Annotated in this window: 13 protein-coding genes; 8 read left to right on the top strand and 5 right to left on the bottom strand. The window is 69.8% G+C overall.

Features of this window, described 5'->3' with window-relative positions:
- Positions 1–3,204: CARDB domain-containing protein (locus tag E1218_RS31140; RefSeq protein ID WP_132326624.1), on the top strand; the 3,204-nt coding region annotated here is incomplete at its 5' end.
- Between the two features lie 58 nt (positions 3,205–3,262).
- Here E1218_RS31140 and E1218_RS31135 read toward each other — a convergent pair.
- The gene (locus E1218_RS31135) at positions 3,263–4,099 is read right to left on the bottom strand and encodes a helix-turn-helix transcriptional regulator (RefSeq protein WP_132326623.1); all 837 of its coding nucleotides are present in this window, start codon (positions 4,097–4,099) and stop codon (positions 3,263–3,265) included.
- A gap of 101 nt (positions 4,100–4,200) precedes the next feature.
- Here E1218_RS31135 and E1218_RS31130 point away from each other — a divergent pair, with 101 nt between their 5' ends.
- Positions 4,201–4,929, top strand: a complete 729-nt coding sequence (locus E1218_RS31130; RefSeq protein WP_132326622.1) for an SDR family NAD(P)-dependent oxidoreductase — start codon at positions 4,201–4,203, stop codon at positions 4,927–4,929.
- Positions 4,930–4,956: 27 nt separating this feature from the next.
- On the opposite strand, the gene E1218_RS31125 is transcribed toward E1218_RS31130, so the two are convergent.
- Positions 4,957–5,502, bottom strand: a complete 546-nt coding sequence (locus E1218_RS31125) for an NUDIX hydrolase family protein (protein WP_132326621.1) — start codon at positions 5,500–5,502, stop codon at positions 4,957–4,959.
- A gap of 80 nt (positions 5,503–5,582) precedes the next feature.
- Positions 5,583–6,227: an AraC family transcriptional regulator gene (locus E1218_RS31120; RefSeq protein ID WP_132326620.1), complete on the bottom strand. Its 645-nt coding sequence runs from the start codon at positions 6,225–6,227 to the stop codon at positions 5,583–5,585.
- A 129-nt stretch (positions 6,228–6,356) separates the two neighbouring features.
- Here E1218_RS31120 and E1218_RS31115 point away from each other — a divergent pair, with 129 nt between their 5' ends.
- Together E1218_RS31115 and E1218_RS31110 are read left to right on the top strand one after the other, a co-directional pair.
- Positions 6,357–7,118, top strand: a complete 762-nt coding sequence (locus E1218_RS31115; protein ID WP_132326619.1) for a phytanoyl-CoA dioxygenase family protein — start codon at positions 6,357–6,359, stop codon at positions 7,116–7,118.
- A gap of 31 nt (positions 7,119–7,149) precedes the next feature.
- The gene (locus E1218_RS31110) at positions 7,150–8,382 is read left to right on the top strand and encodes an MFS transporter (RefSeq protein WP_132326618.1); all 1,233 of its coding nucleotides are present in this window, start codon (positions 7,150–7,152) and stop codon (positions 8,380–8,382) included.
- A gap of 3 nt (positions 8,383–8,385) precedes the next feature.
- Here E1218_RS31110 and E1218_RS31105 read toward each other — a convergent pair whose 3' ends face one another.
- A complete protein-coding gene (locus E1218_RS31105) occupies positions 8,386–9,183 on the bottom strand; it encodes a hypothetical protein (RefSeq protein WP_233712589.1) in 798 nt (265 codons plus the stop codon).
- 55 nt (positions 9,184–9,238) lie between these two features.
- Here E1218_RS31105 and E1218_RS31100 point away from each other — a divergent pair, with 55 nt between their 5' ends.
- Entirely contained in the window at positions 9,239–9,883 is a 645-nt protein-coding gene (locus tag E1218_RS31100; protein WP_132150562.1) for an IclR family transcriptional regulator, read from the top strand.
- Here E1218_RS31100 and E1218_RS31095 read toward each other — a convergent pair.
- Positions 9,880–10,350: an Lrp/AsnC family transcriptional regulator gene (locus tag E1218_RS31095; protein WP_132326616.1), complete on the bottom strand. Its 471-nt coding sequence runs from the start codon at positions 10,348–10,350 to the stop codon at positions 9,880–9,882. The genes E1218_RS31100 and E1218_RS31095 overlap by 4 nt on opposite strands.
- A 151-nt stretch (positions 10,351–10,501) precedes the next feature.
- On the opposite strand from E1218_RS31095, the gene hppD reads away from it, so the two are divergent.
- The 3 genes from hppD to E1218_RS31080 form a co-directional block, all read left to right on the top strand.
- Positions 10,502–11,704, top strand: a complete 1,203-nt coding sequence (gene hppD, locus E1218_RS31090; RefSeq protein ID WP_132326615.1) for a 4-hydroxyphenylpyruvate dioxygenase — start codon at positions 10,502–10,504, stop codon at positions 11,702–11,704.
- Between the two features lie 252 nt (positions 11,705–11,956).
- On the top strand, positions 11,957–12,430 hold the full coding sequence (locus E1218_RS31085) for a DUF2690 domain-containing protein (protein WP_132326614.1): 474 nt from the start codon (positions 11,957–11,959) through the stop codon (positions 12,428–12,430).
- A 65-nt stretch (positions 12,431–12,495) separates the two neighbouring features.
- Positions 12,496–13,157, top strand: a 662-nt coding sequence (locus tag E1218_RS31080) for an FAD-binding oxidoreductase (protein ID WP_132326613.1), incomplete at its 3' end; no start/stop codon positions are given.

The following is a 13,157-nucleotide window of genomic DNA, read 5'->3' as shown; positions in this document are numbered from 1 at the left end:
TACCCGAGCGGCAACGCCGCCGACGGCAACCAGAACTCGTACTGGGAAAGCGCCAACAACGCGCTCCCGCAGTGGATCCAGGCCGACCTCGGTGCCACCACCGAGGTCAACCAGGTGACGCTGAAACTCCCCTCGTCGTGGGGTGCCCGCACCCAGACCCTGACCGTCCAGGGCAGCACGAACGGCTCGTCGTTCAGCACGATCGTCGCCAGTACGGCGTTCGCCTTCAGCGGCACCAACACGGTCACCATCGACTTCGCCACCACGTCGGCCCGGTACGTCCGGCTGGTCGTGACTGCGAACACCGGCTGGCCGGCCGCGCAGTTGTCGGAGTTCGACCTGGCCGGGCCTGGTGGCGGGCCGGTCGAGCCGCCGCCCGGGACCAATCTCGCCACCGGCAAGCCGATCGAGGCGTCGTCCTCGGTGTTCGACTTCGTCGCCGGCAACGCGAACGACACCAGCATCGTCACCTACTGGGAGTCCAGCGGCTTCCCGGCAACGCTGACCGTCAAGCTCGGCGCGAACGCCGACCTCAGCGCGGTCGTGGTCAGGCTCAACCCGGACCCGATCTGGGGACCACGGACCCAGAGCATCCAGGTCCTCGGCCGGGAGCAGTCCGCCACCGGCTTCACGTCGCTGGCGGCCCGCACCGACTACCAGTTCAGCGCGTCCGGCAACCAGAACTCGATCACGATCCCGGTCACCGGCCGGTACGCCGACGTACGGCTGCAGTTCTTCGGCAACACCGGCGCGCCCGGCGGTCAGGTCGCCGACTTCCAGGTCCTCGGTACGGCGGCGCCGAACCCGGACCTCGTGGTCACCTCGGCCACGTGGAGCCCGGCCGACCCGACCGAGACCACGCCGATCACCTTGTCGGCCACCGTCCGGAACTCCGGCTCCGCGCCCGCGCCGGCGAGCAGCCTGGACTTCCTTCTCGGCGGCACGATCGCCGGCACGGCGTCGGTCGGTACGCTCGCCGCCGGAGCCTCGGCCACGGTCACCGCCACCGCCGGAACACGGGCCCAAGGCAACTACACGGTCGCCGCGGTCGCCGATCCCGCGAACGTCGTCGTCGAGCAGGACGACAGCAACAACACCTTCCAGTCACCGACCCAGCTGGCCGTCGGCCAGGCGCCCGGCCCGGATCTCCAGGTCACCGCGATCACCTCGAACCCGGCCAACCCGGCGCCCGGCGCACAGGTCTCGTTCACCGTCGCCGTCAACAACCGCGGCACGACAGCCTCCGGAGCCGGCGTCACCTGGCTGACCGTGGGCAGCACCACCCTGAACACGAACACCCCCGCCGTCGCGGCGGGTGCGACCGTGAACGTCGCGGTGACCGGCACCTGGACGGCGACGAACGGCGGCGCCACCCTGACCGGCATCGCCGACGCGACGAACACCGTGGCCGAGACCAACGAGACCAACAACACGCTGAGCCGATCGATCGTGGTCGGCCGGGGCGCCGCGGTGCCGTACACGTCGTACGAGGCGGAGGCGGCGAACCACAACGGCACGTTGCTGGTCGCCGATGCGGAGCGGACCTTCGGGCACACGAATTTCGCCACCGAGTCGTCCGGCCGGCAGTCGGTCCGGCTGAACTCGACCGGCCAGTTCGTCGAGTTCACCTCGACCGTCCCGACCAACTCGATCGTGGTCCGCAACTCGATCCCGGACTCGGCCGACGGGCAGGGGCTCGAGGCGACCATCAGCCTGTACGTCGACGGTGCCTACCAGCAGAAGCTGACCCTGTCGTCGCGGCACAGCTGGCTCTACGGCAACAGCGACGGACCGGAGTCACTCACCAACACCCCGGGTGGCGACGCCCGCCGGCTCTTCGACGAGTCCCACGCACTGCTGGGTACGTCGTACCCGGCCGGCACGAAGTTCAAGTTGCAGCGCGACTCCGGTGACTCGGCGTCGTTCTACATCATCGACATGATCGACCTGGAGCAGGTCGCCCCGCCGCTCACGCAGCCGGCCGGCTGTACGTCGATCACGCAGTACGGCGCGGTGCCGGACGACGGGATCGACGACGCCGACGCCATCCAGCGGGCGGTCACCGACGACCAGAACGGCGTGATCAGCTGCGTGTGGATCCCGCCGGGCCAGTGGCGGCAGGAGAAGAAGATCCTCACCGACGACCCGCTGAACCGCGGGCAGTTCAACCAGGTCGGGATCAGCAACGCGACCATCCGCGGTGCGGGCATGTGGCACTCCCAGCTCTACTCGACCATCGAGCCGCAGAACGCCGGCGGCATCAACCACCCGCACGAGGGCAACTTCGGCTTCGACATCGACCAGTTCGTGCAGTTGTCGGACCTGGCGATCTTCGGCTCCGGCCGGATCCGCGGGGGTGACGGGAACGCCGAGGGCGGAGTCGGGCTGAACGGCCGGTTCGGCACCGGCACGAAGGTCAGCAACGTCTGGATCGAGCACGCCAACGTCGGCGTCTGGGTCGGACGGGACTACACCAACATCCCCGAGTTGTGGGGACCGGGCGACGGGCTGGAGTTCAGCGGGATGCGGATCCGCGACACCTACGCCGACGGGATCAACTTCACCAACGGCACCCGCAACTCGAAGGTGTTCAACTCGTCGTTCCGGACGACGGGTGACGACGCGCTGGCGGTGTGGGCGAGCAAGTACGTCAAGGACCAGTCGGTCGACGTCGGCCACGACAACGCGTTCACGAACAACACCATCCAGCTGCCGTGGCGCGCCAACGGAGTCGCGGTCTACGGCGGGTACGGCAACAGGATCGAGAACAACCTGATCTACGACACGATGAACTACCCCGGCATCATGCTGGCGACCGACCACGACCCGCTGCCCTTCACGGGGACGACGCTGATCGCCAACAACGCGCTCCACCGCTGTGGCGGGGTGTTCTGGGGCGAGGCGCAGGAGTTCGGCGCGATCACGCTGTTCCCGGCGAACCTGCCGATCACCGGCGTGACGATCCGGGACACCGAGATCCACGACTCGACGTACGACGGGATCCAGTTCAAGACCGGCGGCGGTGAGATGCCGGACGTGCGGCTCACCAACGTCCGGATCGACAGGTCGAACAACGGCTCCGGCATCCTCGCGATGGGCGGGGCCCGCGGCAGCGCCGTCCTGAGCAACGTCACCGTCACGAACTCCCGCGACGGCGACATCGTGAAGGAACCCGGCTCGACGTTCACCTTCACCGGTCAGTAGCCCTCCCGGTGAACGGAGTCCCCGCACCCTCCCGATCCCGGTGCGGGGACTCCACCGGTCAGGACATCGACTGGGTGCCGATCACGCCGAGCAGGCGCACCGCCTGGTCGGAGGGTGAGCCGGGCTCCGCGGTGTAGAGGATGACGCGCTGGTCCCGTTCGGGCACGACCAGCACCTCGCAGATCACGTCGATCCGTCCGACCTCGGGATGGAAGATCGTCTGGCACATGCTCTGCTGCCGGCTGACCTCGTGCAGCGACCAGATCTCCGCGAACTCCGGACTCCCGGCCAGGAGCTCGGACACCAGCAGCGCGAGCGCCGGGTCGTTCGGGTACTTCGCGGTCGCCGCCCGCAGGTCCGCCGCGGTTTCGAAGGCGAAGTCGCGGGTCGCGGACTCGCCGAACCGGTCGGCCTGCCGGTCGCCGTGCAGGAACCGCAGCCGGAGCAGGTTCCGCTCCTTCACCGGCAGCGCGGAGAAGTCGGTGAGCAGCGCCGCCGCCATCGGGTTCCAGGCGAGGACGTCGTACTTCGCGTCCAGCACGAGACCCGGGACGTCGAGCCGCTCCAGCATCCGCAGGACGCCGATCCGAACCTCGCGGGGTGGTCCGGGCGACGGACCGGGCTGTTCACCGGCGAGCCGGAACAGGTGGTCGCGCTGGTCGTCGTTCAGCCGCAGTGCCCGCGCGAGACCGGTGAGCACCGGGCGGGACGGGCGAGGGCCGCGTCCCTGCTCGAGCCGGGTGTAGTAGTCGGCCGACATGGTGGCCAGGCTCGCGACCTCTTCGCGGCGCAGCCCGGGCGTGCGCCGCCGCACACCCGCGGGCAGGCCGACGTCGGCGGGCTGCAGCGCCTCCCGCCGCAGCCGCAAGAACTCCGCGAGCTGTCCCCGGTCCATGGACCCAGGATTCCAGCCACTGCCGACCGCAGCCAGGGACTGCCGGTCCTCGGCTCGGCTCGCTCTGCCTGGGTCCGGCGAACGGCCGCAGCCTGGACCGCATGACCACGAACAGGATCGCGCTCGTCACGGGCGCCAACAAAGGCATCGGCAAGGAGATCGCGCGGCAGCTCGGGCAGGCCGGGTTCACCGTCCTGACCGGCTCGCGGAACCTCGCCCGCGGGGAGGCGGCGGCCGCGGAACTGGTTGCCGAAGGCCATGAAGCGGCGGCGGTTCAGCTGGAGGTGACGGACGAGACCTCGGTGCGGGATGCGGCCGGCCGGGTCGAGGCGGAGTACGGGCGGCTCGACGTCCTGGTGAACAACGCGGCGGTCATCCCGGACGGCGACGACGCGGTCTCCCGGGTGCGCGGCGACGTACTGCGGGCGGCTTTCGAGACCAACGTGATCGGGCTCGTCGGGGTGACACAGGCCATGCTGCCGTTGCTGCGGAAGGCGGAGCGGGCGCGGATCGTGAACCTGTCGACCATGCTGGCGTCGTTCGAGCTCGTCGGGGACCCGGAATCGGGGATGTCGACGGTGCTCACCCTCGGGTACAACGCGTCGAAGGCCGCCGTGAACATGGTGACGGTGATGCTCGCCACCGAGCTGCGCGGGACCGGGATCCTGGTGAACGCGGCGGACCCCGGGAACTGCGCGACCGACATGGGTGGCTGGGACGCGGCGCGAACACCGCAACAGGGTGCGGCTGTTGCGGTGCGGCTGGCGACGCTGGGGGCCGACGGCCCGACCGGCGAGGTGCACGCCGAGGCGGGCCGGCTGCCCTGGTAGCCGGCCCCGCTGAGATCAGGGCCGCGGTCAGATCAGGGCGCCCGACCAGGCAAGGGCCTGCTTGAGGAGTTGCCCGCGGCCGCCTTCGAGGTCGGCGAGCAGGCTCGGCTCGAGGGCTTCCTTCGGGGTGAGCCAGGTGAGCTCGAGAGCGTCCTGGCGCGGGTCGCAGTCCCCGGTCACCGGTACGACGAAGACGAGGGCGACGGCGTGCTGACGCGGGTCGTGCAGCGGCGTGACACCGGGCAGCGGGAAGTACTCGGCGACCGTGAACGGCGTCGGGCTGACGGGCAGGCGGGGGAACGCGGCCGGGCCGAGGTCCTTCTCGATGTTCCGCAGCAGCGCGCCCCGGATCGACTCTCCGTGCAGGACGCGACCCGACACCAGGGTCCGGGTGATCTGTCCGGTCGCGGCCGACCCGCGCAGCAGCACCCCGACGTGCTCGATCTGTCCGGCGTCGTCGACCCGCGCCGGCACGGCCTCGACGTACAGGATCGGCACCCGGGAGCGGGTCTCCTCGAGCGCGAACTCGGAGAGCCAGCCGGGGTTCGGGTCAGGAGTACGAAGGGAACTCATGGTGACCATCTTTGCCCACCCGCTCCACCCCGCGTCCGGTCAGGTCCACGCCCGCGCGTCGCCACCGTCCGGCGGCCGGGTCACGGCCGGAAGGCGGCCCGGTAGCCAGTCGGCGGCCGGCCGTAGTGGGCCTGGAAGCGGCGGGTCGCGTGGCTGGGGTCGTGCCAGCCGACCATGGCGCCGATGGTGGCGATCGGGAGGTCGGTCTCGATCAGCAGGCCGGCGGCGCGCTCGGCGCGGAGGCGGTTGAGATAGGCCATCGGGGAGATCCCGGCGGTCCGGCCGAACAGCCGGATCAGGTAGCCGGGAGCGAGGTTGACCGAGGCGGCCAGCCGGTCCAGCGTCCAGGGGTCGTCGATGCTTGCCTCCAGCAATCTCATCGCGTGCTGGACGGCCGGGTGCGCCGGCCGGGCCCGGTTGCCGCCGGAGGAGAGCGCGCCGGACAGGAAGCTGAAGATGTCCGCACCGAGGTAGGCGTTGCGGACGACCAGGCCGTCGCAGTCGGCGTACCCGTGCCACTCGCCCGGGCGGAGGACGACGACCGAGTCGCGCTCGAGCGGGACCTCGCCGGCGGCCGATACGTGCGTGCCGGTGCCGGTCAGGACGACGGCGATCTCGAAGAACGCGTGGCTGTGCGGGGCAACGTCGGCGGACACCGCGATCCGTTCGCCGGCGACCGGGAGGCGCTGGTCCGGGAACACGTCGCTGCTCAGGATCTCATGCACGGGCCGGCTCCATCGGGTCGGATCAGGTCAGGATCGGTCAAGGATCGGTCAACGATCGCCTGTCCTCCCGGACCGCCGCGGGCGAGGCTTGAAGCACCAACTTGGCAACGGATCCCGAGGAGCCGACCGATGACCACCACCGACCCTACGACAGCCCGCACGCTGGACGACGAGACCATTTCGGCCTATCGCCGCGACGGCGTCGTCCGGATCCGGAACATCATCAGCGCCGGCGAGGCGGCCCGGTTCCGGGACGCGGCCGCGGCCGCGAGCGGGATCGCCGAGGACAACGCGACCGGCTCGCCGATCTTCAACCAGTACGTCAACATCTGGCGGCGGGACGACGTCCTCCGCGAGCTCACGCTGGACCCGAGGCTGGCCGCCGCGGCGACCGCGCTGGCCGGGATCCCGTTGCGGATCTGGCACGACCAGTTGCTGATCAAGCCGCCGCACAACGGCGCGGCCACCGAGTTCCACCAGGACGCGCCGTACTGGCCGCACAGTGGGTCGCGGCACTCGCTCTCGATCTGGGTGGCGCTGGTCGACGTACCGGTTGAGCGCGGGTGCATGACGTTCATCCCGGGGTCGCAGGACCACCAGGACCTGCGCAGCCAGGACCTGTCCGACTCCGACGACCTGTTCCGGGCGTCGCCGGACCTGCGCTGGGAGGAGCGGAGGACGATCCCGCTGCGGGCCGGCGACTGCACGTTCCACAACGCCTACCTGGCGCACTCGGCGACGCCGAACCTGACCGACGACCCGAGGATCGCGCACGTGGCGATCTACATCGACGCCGAGACGACGTACACCGGCGCCGGCCACGTGGTCACCGACGGTCTCGGGCTGGAGGCCGGCCAACGCCTCGACCACGAACTGTTCCCTCGGGTCTGAATAGATTCATGCGATGACATAAGTTGCAGGAGTGCGTCTGCTCACCGATGTCCGTCCGCTGCGGGAGTCACCGGACTTTCGCAGGTTGTGGATCGGATCGACGGTGTCGCAGCTCGGCCAGCAGATGACCGCGGTGACCGTGTCGATCCAGGTGTACGCCGTGTCGCAGTCCACGTTCGCGGTCGGGCTGGTCGGGCTGTGCTCGCTGGTCCCGCTGATCGTCTTCGGGCTGTACGGCGGGGCGATGGCCGACGCGATCGACCGCCGTACGCTCGCCCTCGTCTCGTCGGCCGGGCTCTGGCTGCTGTCGATGGTGCTGGTGTTGCAGTCCCAGCTGCACTGGAACCAGGTGTGGGTCCTGTACGCCGTGGTCGCCTGCCAGTCGGCGTGCTTCGCCGTCAACAACCCGGCCCGGTCCGCGATCATCCCGCGGCTGATCCGGCCCGAGCTGCTGCCGGCCGCGAACACGCTCAGCCAGGCCGCGTTCAACCTGGGCTTTACCGCCGGCCCGCTGCTGGGTGCGGCGGTGATCGCCTGGCACGGGTTCGCCGCGGCGTACCTGATCGACGTACTGACCTTCACGGCGGCGCTCTACGCGTTGTTCCGGTTGCCGTCGGTGCCGCCGACCGGGGAGGTCCGGCGGGCCGGGCTGCGATCGGTGCTCGAAGGGTTCACCTTCCTGCGGACCGCGCCGGCGCTGCTGGCGACGTTCCTCGCGGACATCCTGGCGATGGTGTTCGCCCAGCCGCGGGCGCTGTTCCCGGCGGTCGCGGGCGCGTTCTTCGGTGGCGGCGTCCGGACCGTCGGCCTGCTGCAGGCGGCGCCGGCGATCGGCGCGCTGCTCGGCGTGGTGTTCTCCGGCTGGGTGAGCCGGGTCCGGCGCCAGGGTGTGGCGATCGTGGTCGCGATCACGGTGTACGCCGCCGCGGTCGGACTGTTCGGGCTGTCGCGGACGATCTGGCTGGGCGTCGCGCTGCTCGCCTTGTCGGGGGCGGCCGACATGGTCAGCTCGGCGTACCGGAACACCGTCCTGCAGTCGGCCGCACCGGACGCGATGCGCGGACGGCTCCAGGGGGTCTTCATCGTCGTCGTGGCCGGCGGCCCGCGCCTGGGTGACTTCGTCGCCGGCACGTCCGCGTCGTTGACCACCCCGACGATCGCGCTCGTCGGCGGCGCGGCCGTCTGCATCGCCGGCCTGCTGATCCTGCTCGCCCGGAACCGGCCGTTCCGGGCCTACGACTCCAGCACCCGCGCGCTCAGCTGAGGCTCAGCCGCCGGTGAGCAGCTTCTTCACCACGGTCGGCCAGGAGTCGACGTCGGGATTGATCCGCTGCATCGGCCTGCCGTCGACCGTGACCACCGGCCGGTCGCCGAGCGGCTTCTTCAGCTTGACCGACGTCAGCGAGACGTTGTCCTCCTGAGGACACGGCTGGTTGGCGTCGACCGTGACCACGACCTTGTCGTCCTCCTCGGCGATCCGCAGGTCGAGGTTGCACTTCAGCCCGGTCCCGACCAGCAGGTCGGCCTCGTCGTACGACGGTGCGTTCTGGATCCAGCGCAGGTACGTCGGTTTCTTCTTGTGCACCACCTGGTAGGACTCGACGGGCTGCGCGGTGTCCGCGGACGTCGAACCCTTGCCGTCGCCGAAGAAGCTGCCGTAGATCATGTTGATGCACGGGTCCTCGGCCGCTGTGCCGTCGACCGCGCCCCACGCCTTGGCCGCCTGGTAGCAGGCGTTCGCCTCCCGGTTCAGGCTGACGTTGAACCAGAGCAGCCCGAATGCCGCGACCACCAGGGTGACGGCGAGCATCCGTCGCGACCTGACCTGCTGCGGACCGAGTACACCGGCCGGGCGCTGCGCCGGCCGGCCGGCCTGGTTCTGAGCCTGGTTCTGGGCGTGGTTCTGGGCCGGGTTTTGGGCCGGCTGCGAATCCTCCGGGAACTGCCGGAACAGGCCGAGGATCGAGCTGGTCCACTGCGGATTGATCAGCGTGGGGATCGCGTAGAGCAGGATCAGCCCGATGATCACGGCGATGGCGGGGAGGAGCGCCCAGTAATTTCGCACGGCAGCAAGATACGGGGCCATCGGGCCGCGCCCGAAAAACGGATACCCTTCGGAGGTGCCCGCAGAGACGTCCCAGACCCTCGACCGGGGACTCACCGTCCTCGAGTTGCTCGCGGACGCCCCGGACGGTCTGTCCATCACCGAGCTGGCCGCCGCTCTCGGGGTCAGCCGGACCGTGGTCTACCGCCTGGTGAACACGCTGGAACTGCACCGGCTCGTCCGGCGTGACAGTGAGGGCCGGGCCCGTCTCGGTCTCGCGGTGCTGCACTACAGCCGCCGCGTTCAGCCGACCCTCCGTGACGCAGCGTTGCCGGTGCTGCGGTCACTCGCCGAGGACACCGGCGCCACCGCCCACCTGACCGTCGCGGATGGCGACGAAGCCCTCGCGATCGCGGTGATCGAGCCGAGCTGGACGGACTTCCACGTCTCCTACCGGATGGGCTCCCGGCACGCGCTCGACCAGGGGGCCGCCGGGAAGGCGATCCTGGCCGGCCGCCGCAAACCAGACCCGGCCGGCCGCCCGTTCGTGGTCACCTCCGGCGAGCTCCAGGCCGGCGCCCAGGGTGTCTCCTCCCCGGTCCTCGGCGTTCCCGGGGTGGAAGCCTCCATCGGCGTCGTCGTCCTCGGCAAACTCGACCGGGACTTCGTCGGCCCCCGAGTCGCCCGCGCCGCAGTAGAAGTGGCCAAACGGCTCGCCTAGCTCTTGGTGGCTGCTTCTACCAGGGGTAGGACCCGGTGGGGGATCTGTTCGGCCAGGGCGATGACGGTGGAGGCACGTTGGATGCCTCGGACTGTCACGACCTGGTCGATCACCCGCTGGAGGTCGGCGTTCGAGCGGGCGACGATGCGGCACCAGAGGTCTTCGGCACCGGTGATCGTGTGGACCTCCAGAACCTCCGGGATGCGGGCCAGCGCCTCGGCGACCGCCGTATGGCCGGAGCCCTGCTCGATCTGCAGCGTGGCGAACGCCGTCACCGGGTAGCCGATCGCGGTCGTGTCGATATCCGGTCCCCACCCGCGGACGACCCCGTCGCGCTGCAACCGGTCGAGCCGGGCCTGCACCGTGCCGCGCGCGACTCCCAGCCGCCGCGACGCCTCCAGCACGCCGACCCGCGGCTCGGCCGCGAACAGCCCGAGGATCCGGGCGTCCAGCGCGTCCACCGCCATACCTACCTCCTGAGGTGGTCAGCCTGACCAAACAGTCCAGCAACAAGCGAACGATACTGCACAACCTGACCACTGAAACAAGGAACTGTTGCGCAACCTGTCCCACTCCCGGAAGGCTCGGGGGCACGAACCTGACACCGGGAGGACCACGATGACCAGCACCGACCTCACCCCCGCAGAGCTCGACGCCGATCTGGACCTCGACCAGTTGAAGCAGCTCGTCGGCCTGGTGCCGTACGACGAGAGCACCGACCCGTTCCCGGTCACCGCGATGGACGCGGTTGTCTTCGTGGTCGGCAACGCCACCCAGACCGCGAAGTACTACCAGCTCGCCTTCGGGATGGACCTGGTCGCGTACTCCGGGCCCGAGACGGGCAACAAGGACGGCAAGGCGTTCGTGCTCAAGGCGGGGTCGGCCCGCTTCGTGATCTCCGGCGGCGTCAGCCCGCAGAGCCCGCTGCTCGACCACCACCGCAAGCACGGCGACGGCGTCGCCGACCTCGCGCTCGAGGTCCCGGACGTGGACAAGTGCATCGAGCACGCCCGCAAGCAGGGAGCAGTCGTCCTGGAGGAGCCGAACGACGTCAGCGACGAGCACGGCACGATCCGCCGGGCCGCGATCGCGGCGTACGGCGACACCCGGCACACGCTGATCGATCGGGGCGGGTACCACGGACCGTACCTGCCCGGCTTCGTCGCCGCGACCACGCAGGTGACCCGGCCGGAGGGTCACCCGAAGCGGCTGTTCCAGGCCGTCGACCACGTCGTCGGGAACGTCGAGCTCGGCCGGATGGACGAGTGGGTCGGGTTCTACAACAAGGTGATGGGCTTCGTGAACATGGCGGAGTTCATCGGCGACGACATCGCCACCGACTACTCCGCGCTGATGAGCAAGGTGGTGGCCAACGGCAATCACCGGGTGAAGTTCCCGCTGAACGAGCCGGCGATCGCGAAGAAGAAGTCGCAGATCGACGAGTTCCTGGAGTTCTACGACGGCGCCGGCGCCCAGCACATCGCGCTGGCGACCAACGACATCCTGCGCACCGTCGACATCATGCGGGCCAACGGCGTGGAGTTCCTCAGCACGCCGGACTCGTACTACGACGACCCGGAGCTGCGCGGCCGGATCGGCCAGGTGCGGGTGCCGATCGAGGAACTGAAGACCCGCGGCATCCTGGTCGACCGGGACGAGGACGGCTACCTGCTGCAGATCTTCACCAAGCCGATCGGCGACCGGCCGACGGTGTTCTACGAACTGATCGAGCGGCACGGTTCGCTGGGCTTCGGCAAGGGCAACTTCAAGGCCCTGTTCGAGGCGATCGAGCGCGAACAGGAGCGCCGCGGCAACCTCTGAGCCCCAGGAGCATTCGAGCGGATAACCCCGCGAGTTGCCGGTTCTCCCCCTCGTATGAGGGTGGACAACCGGCAACCGCAGGGGATCTCCGTTCTTGTTGCACTGGGCGGTTAACCGCTGAACCGGTCGCCAGCTGCACTTGGCTACGGCGTGTCGCCGTCCGATTACCGGAATGACTGTCGGGGCAGGGTCTGTTCGCGTAATGTGCCCGGTGAGTGTGCGTCGGGGCGTACATTCAGGAAGGGTTTTGTCATGAAGACACTGGGCATTCTGCTCAGCACCGCGGGCCTGGCCGGGGTGGGCGCGATCGCCCTCACCGCACTGCCGGCCCAGGCGGCCGAAGCCGCCGCCTGCTCGGGTGCGAAGTCCATCACGTCGGCGCCGATGCTGCGCGACCACAAACCACCCAGTTGGGGCACGGTCCGACTCGTCCGGGACAACTGCTACCGGTACTGGGCCGAAGTGACGATGACCTCGCCGATGCCGGCGAACGCGAAGGCCAACGCCTACCTGGTGCAGTACGGCGGCGCGAACAACGGCCGCGTGCTCAGTTGTGACAGCAGCGGCGGCAACGGCGCAGTGGTGAAGGGCCAGCGGACCTGCCGGACGCCGAAGGTGCGGGCGACCGCCGGCAGCATCACTTTCGTCGCGATCGGCCGCGAGTTTCACAACTACGGCGCCGGCTACCGGGAGATCTCGGAGAACGCGACCTCCCGCACCCGCTGAGAGCTGTCCTGATCCGGACACACACTCCTGCGCGCTACTGCTCGGTCCCAACTAGGCTCGACCGTATGAGTGACGTTGTCGAGCAGTTGCGGCAGGCGTTGCCACCGGACGCGCTGGTGACGGACCCGGATCGGATGGAGAGTTTCCGGTACGACCGGGCGATGTTCTGCCCGGCCGGGATGCCGCTCGCCGTCGTACTGGCGCGGGAGACGGCGCACGTGCAGGCGGCGGTGCGGATCGCGGCCGAGGCGGGTGTGCCGGTCGTGCCGCAGGGCGCCCGCTCGGGGCTGTCCGGTGCCGCGAACGCGCTCGACGGTTGCATCGTGGTCTCGCTGGAGAAGATGGACCGGATCCTGGAGATCGAGCCGGTCGACCGGTACGTCGTCACCCAGCCCGGGGTGTACAACGCCGTCCTCTCGCGCGCGGTCGAGGAACAGGGGCTCTTCTACCCGCCGGACCCGTCCAGCTGGGAGTTCTGCTCGATCGGCGGCAACCTGTCGACGAACTCGGGCGGCCTGTGCTGCGTGAAGTACGGCGTGACCACGGACTACGTGCTCGGGCTGGAAGTGGTGCTGGCCGACGGCCGGGTGCTGCGGACCGGCCGTCGTACCGTCAAGGGCGTCGCCGGGTACGACCTGACCAAGCTGATCGTCGGCAGCGAGGGCACGCTGGGCATCATCACCGAGGCGACGCGGGCGCTCCGCCCGCTGGCGGCCCGGCCGCGGAC

The sequence above is a fragment of the Kribbella turkmenica genome (assembly GCF_004348725.1).
Lineage (GTDB): Bacteria > Actinomycetota > Actinomycetes > Propionibacteriales > Kribbellaceae > Kribbella > Kribbella turkmenica.
Note: the sequence above shows the minus strand (reverse complement) of the source record. Positions and strands in the feature narration are given on the sequence as shown.